This window comes from Carboxylicivirga sp. (genome assembly GCF_982718395.1).
On sequence record NZ_CEXQWX010000071.1, the window covers coordinates 1 to 22,941 of the forward strand.

Annotated in this window: 17 protein-coding genes; 9 read left to right on the forward strand and 8 right to left on the reverse strand. The window is 37.7% G+C overall.

Annotated features, from left to right (window positions below):
* The 8 genes from AC4MRQ_RS13895 to AC4MRQ_RS13930 all read right to left on the reverse strand — a co-directional run.
* Positions 1-1,948 (reverse strand): glycoside hydrolase family 3 N-terminal domain-containing protein (locus tag AC4MRQ_RS13895; protein WP_491198289.1); only part of this gene is annotated, 1,948 nt, incomplete at its 3' end.
* A gap of 91 nt (positions 1,949-2,039) precedes the next feature.
* Positions 2,040-3,593: a RagB/SusD family nutrient uptake outer membrane protein gene (locus AC4MRQ_RS13900; protein ID WP_491198290.1), complete on the reverse strand. Its 1,554-nt coding sequence runs from the start codon at positions 3,591-3,593 to the stop codon at positions 2,040-2,042.
* A gap of 17 nt (positions 3,594-3,610) precedes the next feature.
* On the reverse strand, positions 3,611-6,937 hold the full coding sequence (locus AC4MRQ_RS13905; protein WP_491198291.1) for a TonB-dependent receptor: 3,327 nt from the start codon (positions 6,935-6,937) through the stop codon (positions 3,611-3,613).
* A gap of 83 nt (positions 6,938-7,020) precedes the next feature.
* Positions 7,021-8,037 (reverse strand): FecR family protein, encoded by a 1,017-nt coding sequence (locus AC4MRQ_RS13910; RefSeq protein ID WP_491198292.1) that lies wholly within the window; start codon positions 8,035-8,037, stop codon positions 7,021-7,023.
* A 738-nt stretch (positions 8,038-8,775) separates the two neighbouring features.
* A complete protein-coding gene (locus AC4MRQ_RS13915) occupies positions 8,776-9,342 on the reverse strand; it encodes an RNA polymerase sigma factor (RefSeq protein WP_491198293.1) in 567 nt (188 codons plus the stop codon).
* Positions 9,343-9,444: 102 nt separating this feature from the next.
* Positions 9,445-11,880, reverse strand: coding sequence for a glycoside hydrolase family 94 protein (locus tag AC4MRQ_RS13920; protein WP_491198294.1), 2,436 nt, complete (start codon positions 11,878-11,880; stop codon positions 9,445-9,447).
* 112 nt (positions 11,881-11,992) lie between these two features.
* Positions 11,993-13,609, reverse strand: coding sequence for an MFS transporter (locus AC4MRQ_RS13925; protein WP_491198295.1), 1,617 nt, complete (start codon positions 13,607-13,609; stop codon positions 11,993-11,995).
* A gap of 9 nt (positions 13,610-13,618) precedes the next feature.
* Positions 13,619-14,353 carry an NUDIX hydrolase gene (locus AC4MRQ_RS13930; protein ID WP_491198296.1) on the reverse strand — a complete coding sequence of 245 codons (735 nt, stop codon included), beginning with the start codon at positions 14,351-14,353 and terminating at the stop codon, positions 13,619-13,621.
* Between the two features lie 650 nt (positions 14,354-15,003).
* On the opposite strand from AC4MRQ_RS13930, the gene AC4MRQ_RS13935 reads away from it, so the two are divergent.
* From AC4MRQ_RS13935 to AC4MRQ_RS13975, 9 genes are all read left to right on the forward strand, one after another.
* Complete coding sequence (locus AC4MRQ_RS13935) at positions 15,004-16,788, forward strand: methyl-accepting chemotaxis protein (RefSeq protein ID WP_491198297.1); 1,785 nt, start codon at positions 15,004-15,006, stop codon at positions 16,786-16,788.
* A gap of 1,612 nt (positions 16,789-18,400) precedes the next feature.
* Entirely contained in the window at positions 18,401-18,790 is a 390-nt protein-coding gene (locus AC4MRQ_RS13940) for an HU family DNA-binding protein (RefSeq protein WP_491198298.1), read from the forward strand.
* A 502-nt stretch (positions 18,791-19,292) separates the two neighbouring features.
* Complete coding sequence (locus AC4MRQ_RS13945) at positions 19,293-19,511, forward strand: hypothetical protein (RefSeq protein WP_491198299.1); 219 nt, start codon at positions 19,293-19,295, stop codon at positions 19,509-19,511.
* Between the two features lie 144 nt (positions 19,512-19,655).
* Positions 19,656-20,156, forward strand: coding sequence for an LAPAL motif-containing putative phage structural protein (locus tag AC4MRQ_RS13950; protein ID WP_491198312.1), 501 nt, complete (start codon positions 19,656-19,658; stop codon positions 20,154-20,156).
* 2 nt (positions 20,157-20,158) lie between these two features.
* Positions 20,159-20,572: a hypothetical protein gene (locus AC4MRQ_RS13955; RefSeq protein WP_491198300.1), complete on the forward strand. Its 414-nt coding sequence runs from the start codon at positions 20,159-20,161 to the stop codon at positions 20,570-20,572.
* 10 nt (positions 20,573-20,582) lie between these two features.
* Positions 20,583-20,978, forward strand: a complete 396-nt coding sequence (locus AC4MRQ_RS13960) for a hypothetical protein (RefSeq protein WP_491198301.1) — start codon at positions 20,583-20,585, stop codon at positions 20,976-20,978.
* A gap of 2 nt (positions 20,979-20,980) precedes the next feature.
* Positions 20,981-21,364, forward strand: coding sequence for a putative phage abortive infection protein (locus AC4MRQ_RS13965; protein ID WP_491198302.1), 384 nt, complete (start codon positions 20,981-20,983; stop codon positions 21,362-21,364).
* A gap of 230 nt (positions 21,365-21,594) precedes the next feature.
* On the forward strand, positions 21,595-22,410 hold the full coding sequence (locus AC4MRQ_RS13970) for a DUF695 domain-containing protein (protein WP_491198303.1): 816 nt from the start codon (positions 21,595-21,597) through the stop codon (positions 22,408-22,410).
* A gap of 82 nt (positions 22,411-22,492) precedes the next feature.
* The gene (locus tag AC4MRQ_RS13975; protein WP_491198304.1) at positions 22,493-22,780 is read left to right on the forward strand and encodes a hypothetical protein; all 288 of its coding nucleotides are present in this window, start codon (positions 22,493-22,495) and stop codon (positions 22,778-22,780) included.
* Positions 22,781-22,941: the final 161 nt, after the last annotated feature.

The following is a 22,941-nucleotide window of genomic DNA, read 5'->3' on the forward strand; positions in this document are numbered from 1 at the left end:
TATCAGAGTATTCGAAAATGGAATAACTTAAACCATATCCAAATGGGAATTGAGGTGAATTTGGCGCATCATTATAGCATGAATATAATACCCAGGCATCAGTTTGTCCTGTAGGACGACCGGTATTTTTATAATTATAGAATATCGGGCACTGACCAACATTGCGTGGGAATGTAACCGGCAATTTACCCGACGGGTTGTATTTACCGAATATTACATCAGCAATAGCATGTCCGCCTTCAGTTCCCGAATGCCAGGTTTCCAATATGGCAGCCGATTTTTCTGCTATTTCAGGAATAGCCAATGGGCGACCATTCATTAATACCACCACAATGTTTTTATTCACCTTATAAATTGCATCAAATAATTCTTGCTGAAGACCTTTCAAACGAATATCAGTCATGCTTCGTCCTTCTCCGCTCTGATAGCAGTCCTCACCAATGGCCAGTAGCACAACCTCCGATTTTCTAGCTGCCGCAATAGCCTCTTTGAAACCTGAACGGTCTATTTCATTAAAAATAATCCGATCGGTAAAATTCCTGGGCCCGATAGATAACTGACAACCTTCAGCGTAACTAAGCTTTGTCGATTCGCCAATAGTAGCTTTCACACCTTCAAGTAATGACACGGCTGATTGGCTTACGGCCTTAGCGCGCCAGTTGCCTAGTGGAGAATCCTTGTCATTTGCCAAAGGACCGATAACTGCAATACTTCGCGTATTATTCGATAAAGGAAGAATTTGATTATCATTTTTCAATAATACCATAGATTCACGTGCTACTTTGCGAGCTGCGGCTCTATGCTCATCAGTGTAAATCATTTTTTGCTCGTTCTCCACATTGCAATACTTGTATGGATCGTCGAATAAGCCCAATCGATATTTAATACGTAATATTCTGCGGGCAGCCTCTGTAATTAACTTTTCATCTACTTTACCCTCTCTAACTAATTCCTCAAGATATGCAATGTATGCTCGGGCTTCCATGTCCATATCCGAACCTCCTTTGATGGCACGTTCAGCACTTTCTTTCAGGTCGGCCGCTGCTCCATGAATCTCAATCTCACCAATGCTGTTCCAGTCTGACACTACAAAACCGTCAAATTCCCATTCATCTTTCAGCAAATCGCGTTGTAGGTAACTACTGGCTGTTACAGGCAAACCGTTAATGGTATTAAAGCCATTCATAAAGGTCGAAACACCACTTTCAGCTGCAGCTTTAAACGGAGGTAACACAATATTATGAAGTGCTTCGTTTCCAATTTCTACTGAGTTGTAATCCCGGCCGGCATCTGAAAAGGCATAACCAGCAAAATGCTTGGCACAGGCAGCAATCGTAAATTCATTGCTCAAATCATCGCCCTGGAAACCTTCTACCCGGGCTTTTGCAAACGCACTTCCCAAATATGGATCTTCTCCGGCACCTTCCATTACCCGGCCCCAACGCGCATCGCGGCCTACATCAACCATTGGTGCAAATGTCCAATTGATACCAGATGCAGCTGCTTCTTTAGCTGCCACTTCCGATGACAGGCGAGCTAATTCAGGATTCCATGAAGCCGCCTCTGCCAATGGGATTGGGAATATGGTCTTATAACCATGAATGACATCGTAACCAAAAATCAGTGGAATACCCAAACGTGTATTTTCCACAACAGTTTGTTGCGCTTTACGAGTGGCTTCTGCTCCATTCACATTGAGCATTGAACCTACCATCCCTGATTTTAATTCCTCCAATAAATTCTGCGCTCCTTTATTCTCTTTAGGCGCCGGTCCGGTCATCTCCCAGCGACTGGTGTACTGGTTCAATTGACCAATTTTCTCAGCAAGGGTCATCTTGGCCAATAAATCTTCAATATAGCGATCTTCATCAGTCATTGACTTCTGATTACTCGTGCAGGAAGCTAAAATAAAAGCCGAAATTAGCATTAGAAAATTAAGGTTTCTCATTATAATATGTTTGTGTAAATAATAATCCGATATACGAATCAAAGGCCACCTGAAGGCAGCCTTTGATGGTCTTAAGCATCAATCATAAATCCTAATTATACCCAGGATTTTGATCTTCAATAGAGATACCTGCATTCAAATCTATTTCTTCTTGTGGAATAGGAAAAACTTCATTTTTACCGGCTGTAAACCCTCTTGAAGCCAACTCTGTTGTTGCATCACCCCAGCGAACCAAGTCCCAGAATCGATGACCTTCAAAGGCCAGTTCTAAAGAACGTTCTTTCTTAATGATATCAAATAAAGCATCACCAGTTAAACTTTCCCAGGCAGAATGATCTGTGAAACCTGCTCGCTCGCGCACATCCTTGATTAAAGACACAGCCTGAGGGTCCATGCCGTCACGGTTATATGCTTCGGCTGCCATTAGCATCACATCTGATAAACGTATTAATTTAAATGGTGTGTTCCAGTTCACTTCGGTTACACCTCCTTCTGATGTTTCTGATGGAATCGTTGAATACTTCAATCGAATATATCCTTCAAAGGCATCCCAATTATTATTACCTGAACGGTTCACCTCACCTCCTGCAGCAACAAATTCATCTTCTGAAATGGTAGAAGTATTGTAACGTTCTGCACCTGCTTCGGCTTGCAATAAATCACCAAATTTACCGGTTGGCACATTAAATCCCCATCCATTTGTATAGCCAATAACATCCATGTTATTAAAAGAATTATCACCACGGGGTCCACATAACTGTACAATGAAATTCGATTCAGCTGTACCATCCCAGGGGCCACCCCAATCATGCGCATTTTTGCTTGAATAAAGCACCTCAAATATTGACTCTGAACCAGCTCGTTCTTCTCTCAACCAAATTGTACTGTAATCTTCAACTAAAGAATAGCTGTCGTCATCAATTACATTTTGTAACATTTGGTGAGCATTGGTATAATCCTCCTGATAAAGAAATACTTTACCTTTCAATGCCTGTGCAGCACCTTTTGCTACTCTAAATTTTAAACCTTCATCTAAATCTTCTTTAACAGGTAAATCTGAAATGGCTTCAGTTAGATCCTTATGAATTTGCGTATAAATGGTTGCTTTATCAGTTCTTGGGAAACTAACACTGATTTCAGTAGTGTTCTCTAAGAAAAACGGCACATCTCCCCACATCGTTACTAGCTCGAAGTAAGCATAAGCTCTGAAAAATTTCGCTTCAGCAGATATTTGCTTTGCATTGCCCAATTCCGATGATATAGTATTCAAAATCGCATTTGAAGCATTTACTATTTTGTAGAACGAATGCCAAACGTCTTTAATGGCTGGATTATCGTACTCATAGGTGAAATTATTTAATTGCTGTAACTTAGGTTGGTCAGCCGATGATCCGCCTCCTGTATTTAAATCATCTCCTTGTAAACCTTTAACAAAGAATATACTCGACCAATCACCATAGTTATTGTAACCAATCTGCAAGTAATCATAAACACCAATAATTGCAGCTTCTGCCTCCTCTTCTGTTGTCAGGTAATCGTCGCTATTAAATTTTCCAATTGGTGTTTTATCCAATACACTATCTGAGCATGCACCAAAAGCAAGAATCAGAAGTAAAGTATATATGCTATATTTTATTTTTTTCATTGTTCTTTGAATTTGGATTAGAAATTAACATTTAAGCCAAACATAACTTTCTTAGTAGTTGGGTATAAACCTTTATCAATACCCTGACGGTTATCTTCATTAGAACCTGCTTCCGGATCCATACCTTCATATTTGGTGAATGTGAAATAATCATCCAAAGAAACAAATGCTCTAACGCGCTGAAGTTTAATTTTCTCCGTTAACGATTTTGGTAAAGTATAACCCAACTGGATCTGCTTAATACGCATGTAAGATGCATCCTGCACAACCAGGTCACTTCGATAAATAAAGTCACTGGTGTTATCTGGTTTAGGCATACTGGCATTATCTCCAGGTCCGGTCCAACGATCAGTGAAGAAGAACGATGGTTTATTACTCAACTTACGATCGGTACGGAACCAGGCCATAAATACATCATTGCCCGACATACCTTGCATAAACAAGTTAAAATCAAAGTTTTTATACTCCATATTAAAAGTAGCACCATACAATAAATCAGGGTGAGGATCACCAATATTCGTTTGGTCAGAAGCTGTAATCTCACCATCATCATTAACATCAACCACTATAGGCTCACCTGTTGCAGGATCAATACCTGCTGTTTTATAACCTTTGAAGTAATAAATGGGATAACCTTCTTCGAACCACGTCATGTTGAAACCGCGCACATTAGCGCCAGGTTGAGGCGTATCATCCATCACTTCTGTAACTTCATTTTTAAGCGTACTAATATTAAAGTTAACACCATACTTTAATCCGAATGAAGTTGTATTTCTCCAACCTAATTCAAATTCCAATCCGGAGTTTTTAACGGTTCCCAAATTTGCAGAAACATCTTCACCAAAACCTGCAGACGGAGCCATTTTATTAGGTTTAATCAATCCATCAGTTAGCTTTTCATAGTAATCTACAGAGAAGTTTAATTTACTATTGAAAGCACGCAAATCGATACCAAAGTTAGTTTGTTCAGAGGTCTCCCATCCTAAATTCGGATTTGTAGGACGCGGACTGCGCGATCCTCCTGATAATACCTCATCTTCATTCGGATAGTTAATATTCTGAGATGTCCAGAATGCTCTGTCTGCAAAAGGTATCACGTTAAAGATACTACCATTTTGTCCCCAGCTACCTCGTAATTTCAGGTAATCAATGGCTTCCACATTCCAAAAATCTTCTTGTGAAATTAACCATCCTGCAGAAATTGCAGCAAACGAAGCCCAACGGTTGTCAGTTGGTAATACACTGGCACCATCGCGACGTAGCGAACCTTCAATCATGTATTTATTAGCGAAGTTGTAACTTAAACGGCCGAAATAAGATACCTTGGTATTCTCTTCCAAATTTCCACCAACCATGTTGTTATCGCGATCAGCAAAATAATCGTGGTATGCATACTGTTCACCCTCCTTAGGCATTTCCGATTTCATATAATAATTCGGATGTGTATAATCCTCATATGACATACCTGCTAAAAAGGTGAAATCGTGCTTATTAATTTTCTTGTTATAAGAAGCAAAGTTCTCCCAAAGTGCTTTGTAATATTTGTCAACCCAATCCTGAGCAATATTCAAGCTATTCGATCGCTCTGATGAGAAGTAATATTTAGGCGACCACTCTTTGCGAGTGATATACGTTAATTCTAATCCAATACGCGAAGTAATACTTAAACCTTCCAACGGTTTTAAGGTTCCATAGAATGAAGCTAACAACTTATCTTTTATTTCTTTATTATGGGTATTTTCCATAAATGCGACAGGGTTAGCCGTCTCCCCGGTTACAAAGCGATTTAAGCCATAATATTCACCATTTGAGTTTTGAAGAGGCGTATTACCGGCATCAATGATCGCATCAATTCGGCTCATATCCGATTCGATAACTGGCGTATAAGGGTCGAGCAACAATGCACTGTTAACAATTGAGCGATACTCATCATCTTCAGGTAAGATGTTTCTGTTTGAGTGAGAAAAATTCAAATTATTTCCAACTTCTAACCAATCCGCTACTTCATTTTTAGTATTGATACGGAATGTGTAACGTTCAAAACGCGCATGTTCACCACCAATTGCACCATCCTGCTTTAGGTATGAACCAGACAATAGATATGTAGACTTTTCAGTACCTCCCGAAAAGCTCAGACTATGACGTTGCATTGGAGCAGCTTCTGAGATTTCATCTAACCAATCGGTATCGTAATTTTCTCCAGCAGGAGGCGTAATGGTCTCACCAGCTTCTTCCATAAATTGTTTGTATTGTGATGCATTCATCATTTCGGCATTAGTTGCCAGATTTTGAACACCATACTGGAAGTTATACTCAATCCTTGTTTTTCCCTTAGTTCCGCTCTTTGTGGTGATTAAGACTACACCATTGGCACCTTCGGTTCCATATATCGCTGCAGATGCTGCATCCTTTAATATTTCCATTGATGCAATATCATTAGGGTCCAAATCATCGATACTACCAGTTTTCATACCATCAACAATGTACAATGGGTTACTGTTACCATTCGATCCTGTACCACGAATACGTATCTTAACACCTGCACCCGGAGCACCAGAAGTTGGTAATACCGCAACACCTGCCGTACGTCCCTGGATAGCATGTTCTACACGACCATTTGATACCTTTTCCAGCTCTTCCGCTTTAACTGAAGAAATAGCAGCTGTCACAACACTTTTGCGCTGCACGCCATAACCTACAACAACCACCTCATCCATATCAATGGCTTCTTCAACCATTGTAATATCAATGGATGGTTTACCACCAACCTGGATACTTTGAGGTTCAAAACCTACGAAAGAGAAATTAATTACAGCATCTGGTGATGAGAGCGTGATTGTATAAGCACCGTCGACAGCCGTAATTGTTCCGTTACTTGGGTTACCTTCTTCAACAACTGTTACACCGGGAATTGGATCTCCATTCACATCTGTTACCATTCCTGTCACAGTATGTTCTTGCTGCATGGCCTTGATGGCAGCAGGTGACTCAGTCAGAACAATTTGATTATCAATGATTCGATAATTAATATTTGTAGATGCAAAAAGCTGATCAAGAGCTTCCATTAAGTCCTCATCCTCAACATTAATTGATAACGCTTTCACTTTATCAATTATCTGCTGGTTATATAAAAAAGTATAGCCAGTTTGTTTTTCAATGGCATCAATGATTTGCTCAATTGATACATTGTTCTTTTTCATTGATAAGGTGGCTTCTTGCGAATAGGTACTTGTCGCCCACATTTGCGATACACCAACCAGTAAAAGAATAGCTAACATTCTCATACGTCTGTAAATTTTTTGCAAGGCATAGTTATCCCATACCTCAAGTGGATTTTTTTTCATAAATTTGAAATGTTTAGTGAAACAAATTATTTGAGGAGAGTTAACGAAGGTGGTGCTTCTTTCTCTCCTTTTTTATATCTATATCATTTTTGGTTTGCTTTAATTATTACTTTTTGTTTTGTGTATTTACCATTAGCCAATAAGCTTGGCTGTTCAATCTTATAATTCATCGGGAAGGTTAGCTTTATTAAATTCAACACTTCCTCAAGGCTCTCATCTTTAAAGGTCGCTCTGAACTTATAGGTATTGGAATGATCTCCTTCGAGAATCACCTCAACATTAAACCAGTCTTCCAACTTTTGGGCAACCTCTTTTATATTTTCTCCTCTGAAAACCAGTTTTCCTTTAACCCATGCGGTGTGAACCTCAGTATCGACCGTTTCAACCATACATTTACTTGATGTTTTTTGATAGATCAGTTTTTCGCCAGGTTTAAGAATAGTGGCTTCTAGTTCATTATCTGGTACAAACTTTACCTTCCCGCTTTCGAGAACCACTTCTGTTGTTGGTCTGTGTGGCCACATATTGGCACTAAATCTCGTACCCAATACCACTATTTTTGAATCACTTCCCAATACTTCGAAAGGATGATACTGATCGTGAGTCACATCAAAAAATGCTTCTCCTGTAAGGTTAACGTGACGTTCTTCAAATGAAGTTTGATAGCTTAGCTCTGAACCTCCATTTAACCATCCACTTGTTCCATCGGGTAATGTGAACTGTACTTTAGTGCCTGGCAGTGCTTTAACTGATGTAATTGCTTGATTTGAATTCTGATAATCATTACTAAGATTCTTAATTAAAAACAAGATAGCCAATGGCAATAATAAGATGGCAGCGATTCGAGAATAAGCCTTATATAAACGAATAACTCTGCTGGTTTTTGAAGGCTGAATTTGCTCATGAATAGCATCTAAAACATGGGTAAGATCTTTATTTTGATCATCAAATGTGTTTGTTTCCCAATCGTCTTTTAACACCTTATGCAATTCATCTGCACCGCTCTTGTCATTAAATTGATCGGTTATGTACCGTTCATCCTGCACTGTGTATTGATCAGATGTATATCTTTTTATTATGTCTTTGTTCAATTTTGTCATGTCCCCTTTTACGTCTGTTATTTTGGCTTAGTCAACTTATATTTTTCATCACAATCTTTCAGCCTTTATTAGTTATATCCTGTAAAAAGAAAAATCTCCCTTCGAAAAAGGAGATTTTTTTGAATTATTTTCTAATTCACTGATAGTATAGATGATAGGTGCAATAAAAAATTAACCAGATTGATAAGTGCAATACAATAATAGACATTGGCAACATCATTTTTAGCATTAAAGGAGTGATACATTATTGACTGTTGGTTTATTTCCGGTGCATGGGTCGGTTACTAACTATATCTCGTTGGCAATTGCACCGGTATGAGTGGCATAACGAAATCATAGGGCGTCACTGCGTTTGCCCTATGCTATCATGCATTTGCCCTTCAGGCAATTCTAATCGAAACAGTGTTTTAAAGGAATTAGAGTCATCTCTATTGGTGAGTCAGCTATCCTGCAAATGATCAATCCCCCGAAACCTTTATTAATGACCTACTAATAAACTGCCCCCTTCGCCAAGGGGGAAAATTCAAATTTAATTGATGCAATTTTAAAAGCACAGCAATAGGTAGTAACTCAGCAGGAACGACACATTATTGACTGTTGGTTTATTCCGGTGCATGGTTCGGTTACTAACTATATCTCGTTGGCGACTGCACCGGCATGATTGGCATAACGAAATCATAGGGCGTCACTACGTTTGCCCTATGTTATTATGTATTTGCCCTTCAGGCAATCAATACATCAGATAATCAAAAAGATTAGTAGAGCAACAGCTATCTCACTAATATCAACCCGTTCTTTTAAATAATGAATCACTTCTGAGATTTGATTATCAATGGTTTTTGGAGCTAAACCAATCCGTTGTGCTATTTCTTTGGATGGCAATCCTTCAAAACGGCTCATCTCGAATATCTTTCTCTTCTTATCGGGCAATTCGTTTAATAAATCAATCACCTGATGCAAAACAGACCGGTATAATATTCCTCTTTCAGTTGAGTTATCAGCAATCTCCGGTGCCAGCACATCTACCACTCCTGAAACTACCTTACGTTTTTCAAACTGCTTTTTGATATGATTAAATGCAATGGTAAATAAATAGGAATGAAAAGATTTCTCGGGATCAAGACTCTCACGTTTGTTCCAGATCTTAATAAAAACTTCCTGAACCAGCCCTTCCGCTTCAACATCTGACTTCAGATATTTAAATGCGAAACCATACAGCTTAGAGCTATAACATTCAAGCAATTTATCAAATGCCTGAATATCTCCTTTTCTTAGCTTTTTAATAAGTGTTTTGTCGGTTTTCATTAATAAATGGATAATGTTGATTAAAGGTATAAACTTATTATGCAAAATAGCAAGAGCCTGTTAAAAAATCCCGGACGCCTTTCTAAAGACGTCCGGAATATTTTATCCCAATGTAACAACAACTTCATGTGTACCGTTCTCAAAAATCGGTACAATATTTCCCTCCAGTGTTTTACCATTAACAGTCATCCTGGCAACACCCTTATTAACGCCTTGAGGGTTTTTAATTTCAATCAGGTACTCAGTACCTCTGAATTGGCGTTTAATGGTAAATTCCTTCCAATCAGCAGGTATGCATGGATCAATTTTTAAGCCATCATAGTCGGGCTGAATACCCAGTATATATTGGGTAACCGCATAGAAATTCCAGGCAGCAGTACCTGTCAACCAGGAGTTTTTCGCTTCACCTGGTTTGAAAGCATCTTTACCTGCAATCATCTGCGCATATACATATGGTTCCGTCTTATGCAACTCACTGATCTCTTCAAGGTAAGCCGGGCAGATCTTTTTATAATATTCCCAAGCTTTTTCTCCGCGTCCAATTTCTGTTTCCCCAATCATGATCCATGGGTTATTGTGGCAGAAGATGCCGGCATTCTCCTTATAACCTGAAGGATAAGTCGAAATCTCCCCATACTCAATCACGTACTTTGTAAAAGCAGGATTATTCAACACAATACCATAATCACAGTCGAGACGTTCTTTTACTGAATCGAGCGCTTTTTCGCACATCCCTTCTTCTTTGCCAATTCCTGCCATGGTGCACCAGCCTTGCGACTCAATAAATATTTTACCTTCTTCGTTTTGATCGCTACCCACTTTATTGCCATGGAAATCATAAGCGCGCAGGAACCACTCGCCATCCCATCCATTGGACTTAACTGCTGCAATCATTTTATCAACTTCGGCTTGTGCCCTTTCTGCTTCCTGGTGTTTACCTATTCGCTTGCTAAGGGCAACGTACTCTTTTCCATAGACCACAAACAAGCCGGCAATCATCACCGATTCTGCTTTTGAACCTTTGGTATTATTCTCGGTTGTCTGGAAAGACTCGTTCGGATCTGTAGAGAAACAATTGAGGTTCAGGCAATCGTTCCAATCGGCACGACCAATCAGAGGTAAGCCATTTGGTCCCAGATTATTAATCACATGATTAAAAGATATGGTGAGGTGTTCATATAGTGTTTTGGCAATATTCATATCATTCTCGAAAGGCACCATTTCATCCAATATAGAGAAATCACCCGACTCCTTAATATAACTCACTACCCCCAAGATCAGCCACATGGGGTCGTCGTTAAAACCTCCTCCAATCGCGTCATTACCTCTCTTGGTTAATGGTTGATACTGGTGATAGCAACCGCCATCAGGAAACTGTGTAGAGGCAATATCAATAATACGCTCACGTGCCCGTTCCGGTATCTGGTGCACAAAACCTATCAAATCCTGATTAGAATCACGGAAGCCCATTCCACGTCCAATACCCACTTCGAAGAATGATGCCGAACGCGACATATTGAAGGTCACCATGCACTGGTACTGGTTCCAGATATTGACCATCCGGTTTAATTTATCATCATTACTGTCGAGCACAAACTTACCCAACAGCTTATCCCAATACTCACCTAAATCGGTTAGAGCCGACTCAACTTTTTCAATTGTATTAAATCGCTCTATCACAGCTTCGGCAGGCTGCTTATTAATCACATTTCTCGCCTCCCACTTATCTTCCTCAGCATTTTCTATATAACCTAATATAAAGATGTAATCCTGCGACTCACCAGGTTGCAATTCAACTTCGATATAATGTGATGCTATGGGTGACCAACCATGAGCTTCTGAGTTTGTTGGTTGTCCGTTTAAAACAGCTTGTGGTGCTGAATATTCATTATATAATCCAACAAAAGACTCTCGGTCGGTGTCATAACCATTGATATCGGTATTCACATGGTAGAAAGCATAGTGGTTACGACGTTCCTTGTACTCCGTTTTATGATAGATGGTAGAATCTTTTATCTCAACCTCACCTGTCGACAGGTTGCGTTGCAGGTTATTCTGGTCATCCTCTGCATTCCACAGGCACCATTCCATAAAAGAGAAGAGTTTCAACTTCTTTACCTTCGATGTGGTATTGGTCAGCTTTACTTTCTGAATTTCAGCCCATGTTTTAAGTGGCACCAAAAACAAAGTTTCAGCCTCGATACCATTCTTAGCCCCTGTTATTTGTGTATAACTCATACCATGCCGACACTCGTATTTATCCAACTCTGTTTTGCAGGGCTTCCAACCCGGCGACCAGATAGTATCTTCATCCTTGATATAGAAATAGCGCCCACCATTATCCATTGGTACATTATTATAGCGGTAACGGGTTAATCGGCGGAACTTGGCATCTTTATAAAAGGCATATCCTCCTGCAGAATTAGATATCAATGAGAAAAAATCTTCATTCCCCAGGTAATTAATCCACGGCCAAGGCGTTTGTGGGTTTGTAATTACATATTCTCTTCTATTATCGTCAAAATATCCGTACTTCATGTGTTTAAATTTTCATTCGTTTGCCACATGGAACTCTCAAGAAATTTTAATCATTAACCTGTTTGTAATTTTTAAGATTAAAATTTACATGTTCGTTTCATCTTACTATTTTTTACCCCTGTTTCTCTAAAGCGAGTTCGTTATTTCGTTTTTCGCTTAGTTCATTTGTTATTTGTGTCATTTTCTTTTGCGACAAAGGATAGAACACCATGATACCTGCTGCCGCAACTGCTATCAGGGCAGGAATCCAACTCATCAGCATAACAATACCCGGAATGGCTCCTTTGATGGATACTGAATCGAGACCATCGTAATTAAACATTGCCAATACAAAGCCAATGATCGCCCCGGCAATTCCACCACCAAACTTGGTAGCAAAAGAACCTGCCGAATAAACCAGTCCGGTTGCACGCCGGCCGTTTTTCCACTCGGAATAATCAGCTGCATCACCCAACATGGCAAAAAACAGTGTGGGGAATATGGCTGCAGCAAACTCTGAAATAATCCCTAATGAGAATATAGCGACAGTATCTTCAGGTCCGCAGAATACAATTAATGAATTAACAGCACTTGAGAACAATAATGCAATAATAAACAACTTGCGCTTGCCCCATAGTCTGGCTAATGGAGCTGTTGCCATAGCACCGGCAATGGAAATAATCATTAATGCAACAAGGTATCCTGCCGACAAAAGTTCATCATTCAGATAATGCTTAAAATACATGATGGTGATACCCTGCTTCATATTGTTATACACATTATAAATCAAAGCCACAATCAATAGTATCAACCAAGGTTTGTTAGCAATAAGATCCTTAAAATCTTTCTTCAGATTGTTCTGTTGATCGGCTGGTGGTTTTATACGCTCTCTGGTTGATAGAAAAGTGATGACCATGAAAGCCGCCAAAAACACTGATAATAAATAAATCGAATAACTATAGCCTTTCTTTTGGTTGATCACCAATATACTCTCGGTTGTAAGCTCTGTTTCTCCTTCAACAATAAAAGTGTAGTCAGCATCTGCTTCCATCGAAAAGCTCTTATGCTTTGTGGGTTCATCCCCCTGTTGTTGATCATTCCATAAAAACGTTGCAATGCCATGTTCAGTTTTTATATTGGCATTAGGCACATCGTAAGGCGATGATACACTAACCTCATATTGATCTTGCGTCAACTCCTTCACTTCAATTTTTGGGTCTACATTTCCGAAGTAAGCCACTAAATACAATAATGCGCCCTGTACCAGCATACCCCCAGCAAAGGCACCTACCATGCGATAAGAACCTAAACTGGTTCGTTGCTTAAGATTACCCGTCATTACAGCCATTAAAGCACCGTAGGGAATATTATTAGCTGTATAAATAAGTGTAAACAAGATATAAGTGACGTAGGCATAGATAACTTTTCCTGTTGTGCCTAAATCCGGTGTTGTAAATAACAAGGATAGAATAACTGCCAATGGTATTGCAGTCCATAGAATCCACGGCCGGAAATTTCCATATTTAGATTTTGTGCGGTCTCCTATCACGCCCATCATTACATCACTAATTCCATCACTTGATCGTGCTACCAATAATAAAACTCCGGCAACTGCAGGTGCAATACCAAATACATCGGTGTAAAATATTAATAGAAATGTAGCTACACCGCGCCATGCAATATTAGCTGCACCATCACCAAGGGCATAACCTATTTTTTCTTTCAGTGAGATTTTTTCCTGATTTAGCATCTTCCTGATTTATATAGTAAAATCGAATAGTTCTTTCCTGGTTTTATCGTAAACATCACGACTAAACACATACAAGCGTGCTGGTTTATGAGCCACTCCGGTTTGTTTCTCATCTAACTGGATCAGGTATTTCATTCGCGCTACCTTCTTTCTGAAATTTCTCTTATCCAGTGCAATCCCCCAAATGGCCTCATATACGTTTTGCAATTGGGTTAGTGTGAATTTATCGGGCAATAACTCAAAAGTGATTGGTTCATATTTTATCCGGGTCTGTAATGTTTTCAGCGCTTCGTTCAAAATCAGGTTGTGGTCGAAAGCCAGTTCTCCTACCTCTGAAACGGGAACCCAATTCACATTGCGCCCTTTCCACTGAAGTTTGACTTTATCTGTTGCCACCAGTGAATAGAAACCAATGGTAACGATTCGCGCATCTACCACTCTACCTGTACTTTTCAACCAAAGCTGATCATTTGGTTTCTTTAGTCGTTCGGGGTGAGCAAAGGTTTTAAATTGTTCCAGAAACACATTATCTAATCCGGTGAGATCATACAAAACGCGATAGGCCGCATCTTCTATTGTTTCATCTTCATAAACATGATTACCTGTTAATGTACGATCGTCAATTAGCACTTTGCCACTTTTCTCATCAGTAAGTGTTCGATCAACAATTAATACTTCCAGTTTAGATCCATTATAACCAAACAATACACAATCAACCGAAATATATGGAGAAATTCGCCTCATAATACTTAGTGTTGTTTTTACACTTTCTTTCAGCAAATGTATTTGTTTTTAGGAATAATCCAAAAACTTTTGTGTATGAAATTCATTTTCACACCTGTTAACTCCAAATCAGATTTCGATTATTGTTTGCCACAGATTCCTCATAAGTCCAAGTGAAAACCAGATATTATTATCGCCCATCAATGGTCTAAAAATGATTTAATAAAGCGATGCTGATGATGAGGTGTCTCCTTACGCGCACCCTTCATTTCCCTAAAGTGAACAGCACCGGATTAGCCTTTTTAAGGGCTTGAGGTAATAGCAACAAAATGTTAAGAACATCAACTTCAACTGGTGGGTACCCAAGCTGCGGAACCAAAGTCGGAATTCTACAATTGTATGCAAAACTCTTTTAAATGCGACTGCCGGGGATACATTTGAATAAAGTTGTAGGTCAGAAACATTTAAGTATAAACACTACGTAAATACCTTTTACTTTTTTGACGTTTTGCAGCAATTCCTAACTTATATTATCATCATAAACACATCTTATTTACCTCTTATTATGATCGTTACATAGGTGAGAATATTTTTTCACCATCACCATAATAAAGTTATTTTTGCCTAATCAAAGTGGATATAAGTTGGACAAACTAAAACAAAGAATTAGAATGAAAACCTTAAACATCAGAAACTTTTCGATCCGGAATCGATTAATAACAGGCTTCACAGTAATGGTCGTCTGCGTGGGAATTGTTGGTTTAATCGGACGAATTGGTCTTACCAATACCTTAAAAACAGTAGAGGCATCCAATCATATTAGCATGGGGCAAAGCTATTTGAATAATGCTCGAACATCTGTACTCTCATATCTACAGTTTCCCAACGAGGAATACTCTGCTGAAGTAAAGGTCAACCTGGATAGTGCCTTTATTCAGATTCATACAACAGATAGTTTGGCATCAATAGAAGAGCTTCCGGCAGACGCACTTAAACTGTCGATAAACAGATACAAGGAAGCTTTTCAAAATTATACTTCCCTGGAAAGCAATAAGATTGAGACAAAACAACATTGGTCAAAAACGGGAAGTAAAGCAGAAGCTCTGATCAGTTTTGACCCTCATCTTAATCGGCTCAATAAAGTATCTAAGGATGTATTTTATGCTCACTGCCAGGTAAAAATAGCTGCAGGCGAGTTTGTCAATCATCCAATGGATAATAACGGGGATATCAATGAGGCATATCTAAAAAAAGTAAATGGCAAGCTAGATAAGCTTTATTCAATTCTTGAAAAGGCTAAATCGAGGTATTCAGGACCCACCAGCCAATCAATCGATAAAATTATTGCAGGCTATAAGGATTATGAAGCATCGTTTAATGCTTTGGTAGAAACCAATATTGAGCAGGGTGAGCAACTAAAAACGATGCAACAAGCAGGTTTGGATCTAATGCAATTGAGCGATTTAAGTATTAAAATAATGCACGATGAAGAACAAGGCATTATCAACACAGTAGGCCTGTGGATTACAATTGTATTAATATTAGCGATTATCCTCGCCGCCACCCTAAGCCGAGTCATTTCATTCAGTATCATCCGACCTGTAAAGAAAGGCTTACAAATAGCTGAATCGCTTGCTAATGGTGAACTTCATCATTCAATCGAGATTAATAGTGATGATGAGATCGGCCGTTTGATGAAAGCCATGCAACAAATGAATGAAAAGCTTCGTGAGGTGGTCGGTGAGATAGCTAATGGAGCTAAACAACTAAGTGCTGCCAGTGAACAACTCAACCAGAGTTCGCAAGAATTAAGCCAGGGAGCCAGTGAACAGGCGGCATCGCTTGAAGAGGTTTCTACAACCATGGAAGAAATGGTGGCAAATATTGAACAAAGTAATGCCAATGCGGGCTTTGGTGAAGAGTTTGCCCAGGATACATTAAAAGGGGTTAAGGTTACAGCTTCTGAATCAGAAAAAGCTCAGAAAGCCAATAAGTTGATTGCCAACAAGATTTCTGTTATTGGTGAGATAGCGATGCAAACCAATATACTGGCTCTTAATGCTTCAGTTGAAGCAGCCAGGGCTGGGGATCATGGACGTGGTTTTTCTGTTGTGGCCTCTGAGGTGCGCAAACTTGCAGAAAGGAGTCAGGACGCTGCTGCTGAAATCATCAAATTTGCTGCAGAAAGCAATGACTTATCAACCAGTTCTAATGTGCAATTAAATAAAATGCTGCCTAACATTGATAATTCACATGAGGTAATTAAAGAAATTTCAGCTGCCACCAAAGAACAACGTGATGCAGCTCACCAGATCAACACTGCTTTGCATCAGCTTAATCAATCCACCCAGTTTAATGCGTCTAACAGTGAAGAAATAGCTGCCAGTGCGGAGGAACTCAATTCACAGGCCAGCAACCTTAAGGCTTTAATTGATTATTTCAAATTGGAGAATTAGATATATGGTAGGGCCCTGATAGCAATTAGTTATCAAGGCCTTTATCATTCTTTCTAAAATATTGAGTGGTATTTTATAGTCGAAGTAAGTGCTGCAAAAAATAAGAAACCACAAATTACGCTAATTGCACAGATTAAGAATTGCCTTGCAATTCAAGTTTATCGAAGATAAACAGCTTTGTGTAATTTGATCAATTTGTGGTTCTAGAAATGCTTGCAAACACCTGTATATAAGCTTATAAAACACCTCACCTCATTCCTCTCCTTGAAGGAGAGGAGGTGCTGAACCTGGAATTGCAGTGCAATAAATCAAAGGTAGTTACCTTCCAAAGTGCGGTCTCATTCTCCATGAAGGCTGAAAGCCTTTCACATCGAAACTTGGGGCAGCGCCCCAATATCTTGCATACAATACACATTCAGGCTGAATGCTTGATACTTTAGTTATATGTTTCAGACTTTGACTGCGTCGATTTTCAATTCAGCCTGAGATTTACATAGCATCTTTATAAAGGGGCGATACCCCTTGTTGTGAAGTTTGAGGCTTTCAGCCTCTATCTCAAAAAATGTCTTTCCATTATTTGTGTATAAAAAGCAGCCATGCAGGACAAGGCCGGGATGAGGTTCAAATAAGGATATCATCCATTACAAAGCGAAGAGCTTATCTTTATTAGACTTGAGAAATGTATATTTCATAACTTTCCAAAACAAGTTGGTATTTTATCTGCTGTACCGAAGTCAAAATAAAAAAGAGGTTTGTCTTATTTTATTGATGGTGTTGATGTTGTCAATCCCCTAAAAGCATTTCCGTAGAAATATCATTGTGTCGACTCCTTTCACCACACATCCCGACACTTCGTGAAAGGAGAAAATTCTATTTTAATAGATGTAGATCAAATTAAAACCAATAACAACTTAATGATTAGTATGAAAAACGACCCAAAACTTCACACTTATGTTATTCAAACTACTATTACTCACGCTTTCAATTTAACATCCAACACACATACCTTACTGTCAACCACTTGTTAAACCAACAACACAAAGACCCGTTAGTTTTTTAGTCAAATGATAATAGCGGATTCCTGATTAGCTAAAGACTAAACCATCAGAAAACATCTCATAACAGTCACATACCACTATATATCTATACATTAACAACCATTAGGGAAAATTATAAGTAATAGTAAACACCCGCTCAAAAGTTTATAATTAAGTATAAACATTGAATCTTTTACCTGACTCCAGTTTCCAACAATTTGATACACTGTCTAAAAAAACACAACATATTACAATTATGATCTTTTATCAAACAAAACAATTCGTTTATCAATAATTTTAAGTCTTTCATCAGAACGAAGAAAACTTACACTTGCCAGTTAGGATCGATTTATTAGTTTTATGTCAAATATTGAAAAGTAAACCGCCGGCGGGACATCAACCTTGCTTGATTGCAGTCGGGCTTTGGACGATGCGGCCGGCGGAGCTTTGCAATATATAATTAAATGAGCAATAAATCAGATAGCAATAACAATTTTTGATTCTTCTTCGTGTTGAGGATTCATTCTACAGACAATTGGCTTATCCCGATTTTTGCCATTACAAAATTCATTTCTATGTCAATAGAATATAAGGTTGTTGAAAAAGCCCAGCCTGGCGTTGCAGGTGGTGGGGTAAAAAAGTTTTATGCACAAATTGCCAACGGCAAAGAAGCAACCATCGATGAACTGGTAGCTGAGATTGAGAAATTCAGTGCACTATCTGAAGCGGATATCCATGGTGTTATTATTTCACTGGAAAACGTTATTCAGAACAAATTGGCACAAGGCCGGATTGTACGCCTGGAGAAGTTAGGCAGCTTGTACACATCTATCAGCAGTACAGGTGAAGAATCGGAAGATAAAGTGAGTGCCAACTCCATTCGGAAAGTTGGTGTTAATTATCGTCCCGGTAAACGCATTATTGATGCTATTAAAAATGCCGGTTTTACTAAAAAAAGCAACTAATTGAAAAACCAAGCTTGCTTTTTCTGAAAGCTAAAAAACACATGTTTTTCGTCTGTAGGAAACATGCTAATAAAAGGGAGTTCACACTCCCTTTTTTCTCTCCTCTCCTACTTCAATACGTTTATCAACAGATAACAACCTTTTATCAACATAAGAGGGCTTATTAAAGTAAAAATTATATTTTAGCATTCACTAATCGGAAATGGAACCAACTTGCTTAGTATCAGATCATGCTAAGTGTCTGTTGGTATAAGCTACTCTGCCAGGTGAGGCGAGATTCGGAATAAGGAGGTGGTTCAGCTGGAAGCAATTAAGATTATAAAAGCAACAAGAATGTTAATTAACAATTCTCTTGCAAAAAGGAAAAGCTTTTTGAGGTTTTAAAGATTAGAATAACAGTAACATATAAAAAGAACTTGATAATGGAAATAAAGTGCATTGTACTTTATACATACCTTGTGAATAATTTCAAGAGCAACACTGCAAGACAAAAATATCGATAATGAAAAAGGAATTTAATAGCAAATTTGAAATAAGATTGGATTTTAAAAGGGAAACTGAAAATCCGAGTCGATTATTCCGTTCCTTCGCTGAAATTATCGAAGGTGTAAATAAACTTGATTATTTAATTGCAGAAAGCGTAAATACTAAAGTAAAATCTAAGATAGGTCTAGATGATATTGAGAAGGGTTCAATAATTGGGAGGTTTTACAATGCATGAGTTATAAGTGAGGATGGGCAGATTGATAATGCACCTGATGAGGAAAAAATAGATGAATATATAGAAGAATCAAGAGCTGAAACTTTAAAATTCATAGCAGACAAAAAATCAAGTGTTCAAGATTTAGAAGGGTTAAAAGAAAAAATATCACAAGTAGCAGATGAAAAGGGACTTAAAGAAACTTTTAATTATGCAGACCCAGATTCATTGAGACTTGCTGAATCGATAAACACTCTTAATGACTCTACTAAAGACCTTAATAACAGCGAATCTTTTGAATTAAAGAGTCCAAATACAGAAGTAAAAGAAATAAAGTCAGGTACACCTAAAATTGATATTGATGCTGTCGAGGATGCTTTAACAGAAAATGAGATTGTAAATGAATCCGAATTATTCTACCTGATAAAAAAACCTGACTTCTTAGGTGATTCAGCTTGGAGTTTTAAACATGGAAAGAAATCAGTGACAGTTAAGATTCTTCATCAGGATTGGTTGGAACAATTTCACTCTGGACAAATCAATATAGTACCAGGCGATTCTCTTCAAGTTCTTGTGAGACAGACTTCAAAATACAATAGAAATGGTTATATAATTTCTGAAAACCATGAAATTATAGAAGTGATTGATGTAATACATAATAATTAGATATGAAACTAGATAAAACGATAAAATACATACTAACATCTGAGTTTTTATTTACTTTATTGCCTATCATTATCCTTCTGATTGTTAGGAGTTATGAAAATAATTTCAGAGCAATATTTTATAATACAGAATGGTCTATTATTTCTTTAATTCTATTTGGACAATCTGTGGTCAAATTTTCATCAGGGATATCAAATTCAAATGCAAAATTTCGATGGCAACTTGTAGCCTTAGTTATTTCGCTTATTATAATTTTTGGATTAATACCTTCTTCGATAATTTTAGTAATCAATTTAAGTAGCAATACGCGTTCCTTGGGTATGTATATTGCTCAAATAATTTTGTTCGGTATTAGTTGCCTTGTGTTTTTTATTGTAGGTGCATTAGGTCAAAAAATGTTAGACGAAAAACATTAACATTTGCTTTATGAAAAGCATCAAAATCAAAACCTTAATAATCCTTTGTATAATAACTGTATTACTCTTATTAGCATATTTCTTCTTCTTATATTTCTCGCTTGATTCATGGGAGGAAAGAGCCTCTTTTGGAAGCATGTTTGGTGCTATTAGTACTTTATTTGCTGGTTTATCGTTGGCGGGAATTATTTATACGATAAATATTCAACGACAAGAAATTAAGAATGATAGAATCACAAATGCAGAAAAGCTTCAGGAACAGAATAGGTTAAATTTTGAAAATAAATTTTTTCTGCTTTTTCAAGATTTAACCAAATCAACTGAAAGACTCAGAATATCTTATAACGAAAATGATTTTGAAGGGCATATGTTTTTTAAAGGTGCTTACTATACTATACTATACTAAATATGCAAGGTATTGATTGGGAAGTTAGTAAGAGTTTTTCAGAGCATAAAAACCAATTAGTTTCAGTATACAATAGTTTCATACATAAGGTTCAAAATGAATACTCAATTTTTACTAGTAAACTTTTCTTTCTGCTAAACTACCTTGATAGAGAAACCACAATTGATATTAATGAGAAACAGTTTTACTCTAAAATGATTAACTGTGAGTTAAATTCATATTCAATGGTGTTATTAATGTATCATGCAGTTTATAAAGAGAAATCAATACCTGAGTGGATTAAGTTATTAAAGAAGTATAATATTCTAGAAAAAATGAATGAAGGATACCTTGTAAATAAAGAATATGACTTAGAAATATGGAACAAAAACTATGCACATCAATAAACACATAATGCGGGAGGTTTGATTAATTTGAACATTAAAGCATTTAATAAACATTTTAGAGGTTTGATAATGAAGTGCCTTGAAATCCCGCACTACACATATTCGAGCCGTTACATGACTTTGAAAATAGAACCTTACAAATGAAAATGACATTTGCGCGAGCAATACATAAACAATCAAAACCATCAACACCAATAACCCACATTTAACAACAAACTAAAACACCACTAATGAACAAACTAACTCTTTTAATTGCAATTCTATTATTGTTGACGCATTTAGGCGTCCATGCACAAGATGGTAACTGGGATGTTTATCTGGCTCAATACGAAAGCGGGCCTGGTTCGGTCACCTTAAATATGGACTTAATTAACATCGCTCCCAATAAAAACCTGCCATATGTACTGATTACTGGTGTTAAGTTTGAAAACTGCAGGGATGATGGATTTCCGGATAGTGATGAGTTTGCAAACTTATATAATATATCTGATCATGTTGAAAGGCTGTTAAAGAAGCATGTTACTAGCGAACTTGCTGGTACCTTTACCTATCAGTGCGAACGGCTGGATTATATTTATTTATCCGACACAACATCAATCAGAGCTAAACTAAGTAAGCTATACACCACATCGTTTAGTAACTATGAGTACTACATCAACATTAAACCCGATGAGAACTGGGAAGCCTATACTCAATTCTTGTATCCCAATGAATTCATTCGCGAAAATATGGCCAACAAAAAAGTGCTCCTTCAGTTACAACAGGCAGGCGATAACTTATCAAAAGAAAGACAAGTTGATCATTGGTTATACTTTGCCAGTCAAGCCGATCAGGAAAAGTACGTAGAGCAGGTGAAAGCCCTTGGCTTTAAAGTAGAAAGCAAGAAAACAGATAAGCTATTAAAGCTTCCTTATCAGTTAAGAATTTCCCGCACCGATTATATCTATCCTGAATCAATTAATAAAATTACTTTTGAGTTGAGACAAAAAGCAAAAGATCTTAATGGCGATTACGATGGTTGGGAAACATTTGTGATTAAGGAGTGATGGTATATGAGTAGATGTGTGTGAGCTGTACTACTTATAATAAGAACTAAAATATAAACCTAATAACATAAATAATTTGACTATGAAATTTCTCTTATTCATTACATTTCTAATAACTACCTGTAAAGGTGGATTATTGATTGGACTTGGCGTGTTAATTCGCAACCATTTTGACTCCATCCTATCCGTGATTCTAAGAAAACCAATTCCCGACAACCTAATATCTGAAGTCGACAAAGAAAAAATCGATAAAGTCATTAGGATTATTGGTTTATTAATCATTGCAATTGGAGTTGGAACTGTGATTCTTGCCTTATCAACAATGTTGGCAGGTACTCGAATGACTAACAATTTTCATCTAAATTTCTAAAAACCTCCAAAATCTGGCCTACGCTATCGCATAAATTGAAAATAGACCAAGTCAATCCTTTCGCGTGGTAATGGCTAACCCATATGAGGAGATTCGTACTGTAGCCAGGGATGGAGGGGCGCTATAAGCCACTTGATATCCAACTAATAAAACATGCAACA

Excerpts from the sequence above, each read along its gene's own strand:
- AC4MRQ_RS13900 (WP_491198290.1), bottom strand. The coding sequence starts at position 3,593 with ATGAAAAAAATAAAATATAGCATATATACTTTACTTCTGATTCTTGCT.
- AC4MRQ_RS13905 (WP_491198291.1), bottom strand. The coding sequence starts at position 6,937 with ATGAAAAAAAATCCACTTGAGGTATGGGATAACTATGCCTTGCAAAAA.
- AC4MRQ_RS13910 (WP_491198292.1), bottom strand. The coding sequence starts at position 8,037 with ATGACAAAATTGAACAAAGACATAATAAAAAGATATACATCTGATCAA.
- AC4MRQ_RS13915 (WP_491198293.1), bottom strand. The coding sequence starts at position 9,342 with ATGAAAACCGACAAAACACTTATTAAAAAGCTAAGAAAAGGAGATATT.
- AC4MRQ_RS13920 (WP_491198294.1), bottom strand. The coding sequence starts at position 11,880 with ATGAAGTACGGATATTTTGACGATAATAGAAGAGAATATGTAATTACA.
- AC4MRQ_RS13925 (WP_491198295.1), bottom strand. The coding sequence starts at position 13,609 with ATGCTAAATCAGGAAAAAATCTCACTGAAAGAAAAAATAGGTTATGCC.
- AC4MRQ_RS13930 (WP_491198296.1), bottom strand. The coding sequence starts at position 14,353 with ATGAGGCGAATTTCTCCATATATTTCGGTTGATTGTGTATTGTTTGGT.
- AC4MRQ_RS13935 (WP_491198297.1), top strand. The coding sequence starts at position 15,004 with ATGAAAACCTTAAACATCAGAAACTTTTCGATCCGGAATCGATTAATA.
- AC4MRQ_RS13940 (WP_491198298.1), top strand. The coding sequence starts at position 18,401 with ATGTCAATAGAATATAAGGTTGTTGAAAAAGCCCAGCCTGGCGTTGCA.
- AC4MRQ_RS13945 (WP_491198299.1), top strand. The coding sequence starts at position 19,293 with ATGAAAAAGGAATTTAATAGCAAATTTGAAATAAGATTGGATTTTAAA.
- AC4MRQ_RS13955 (WP_491198300.1), top strand. The coding sequence starts at position 20,159 with ATGAAACTAGATAAAACGATAAAATACATACTAACATCTGAGTTTTTA.
- AC4MRQ_RS13960 (WP_491198301.1), top strand. The coding sequence starts at position 20,583 with ATGAAAAGCATCAAAATCAAAACCTTAATAATCCTTTGTATAATAACT.
- AC4MRQ_RS13965 (WP_491198302.1), top strand. The coding sequence starts at position 20,981 with ATGCAAGGTATTGATTGGGAAGTTAGTAAGAGTTTTTCAGAGCATAAA.
- AC4MRQ_RS13970 (WP_491198303.1), top strand. The coding sequence starts at position 21,595 with ATGAACAAACTAACTCTTTTAATTGCAATTCTATTATTGTTGACGCAT.
- AC4MRQ_RS13975 (WP_491198304.1), top strand. The coding sequence starts at position 22,493 with ATGAAATTTCTCTTATTCATTACATTTCTAATAACTACCTGTAAAGGT.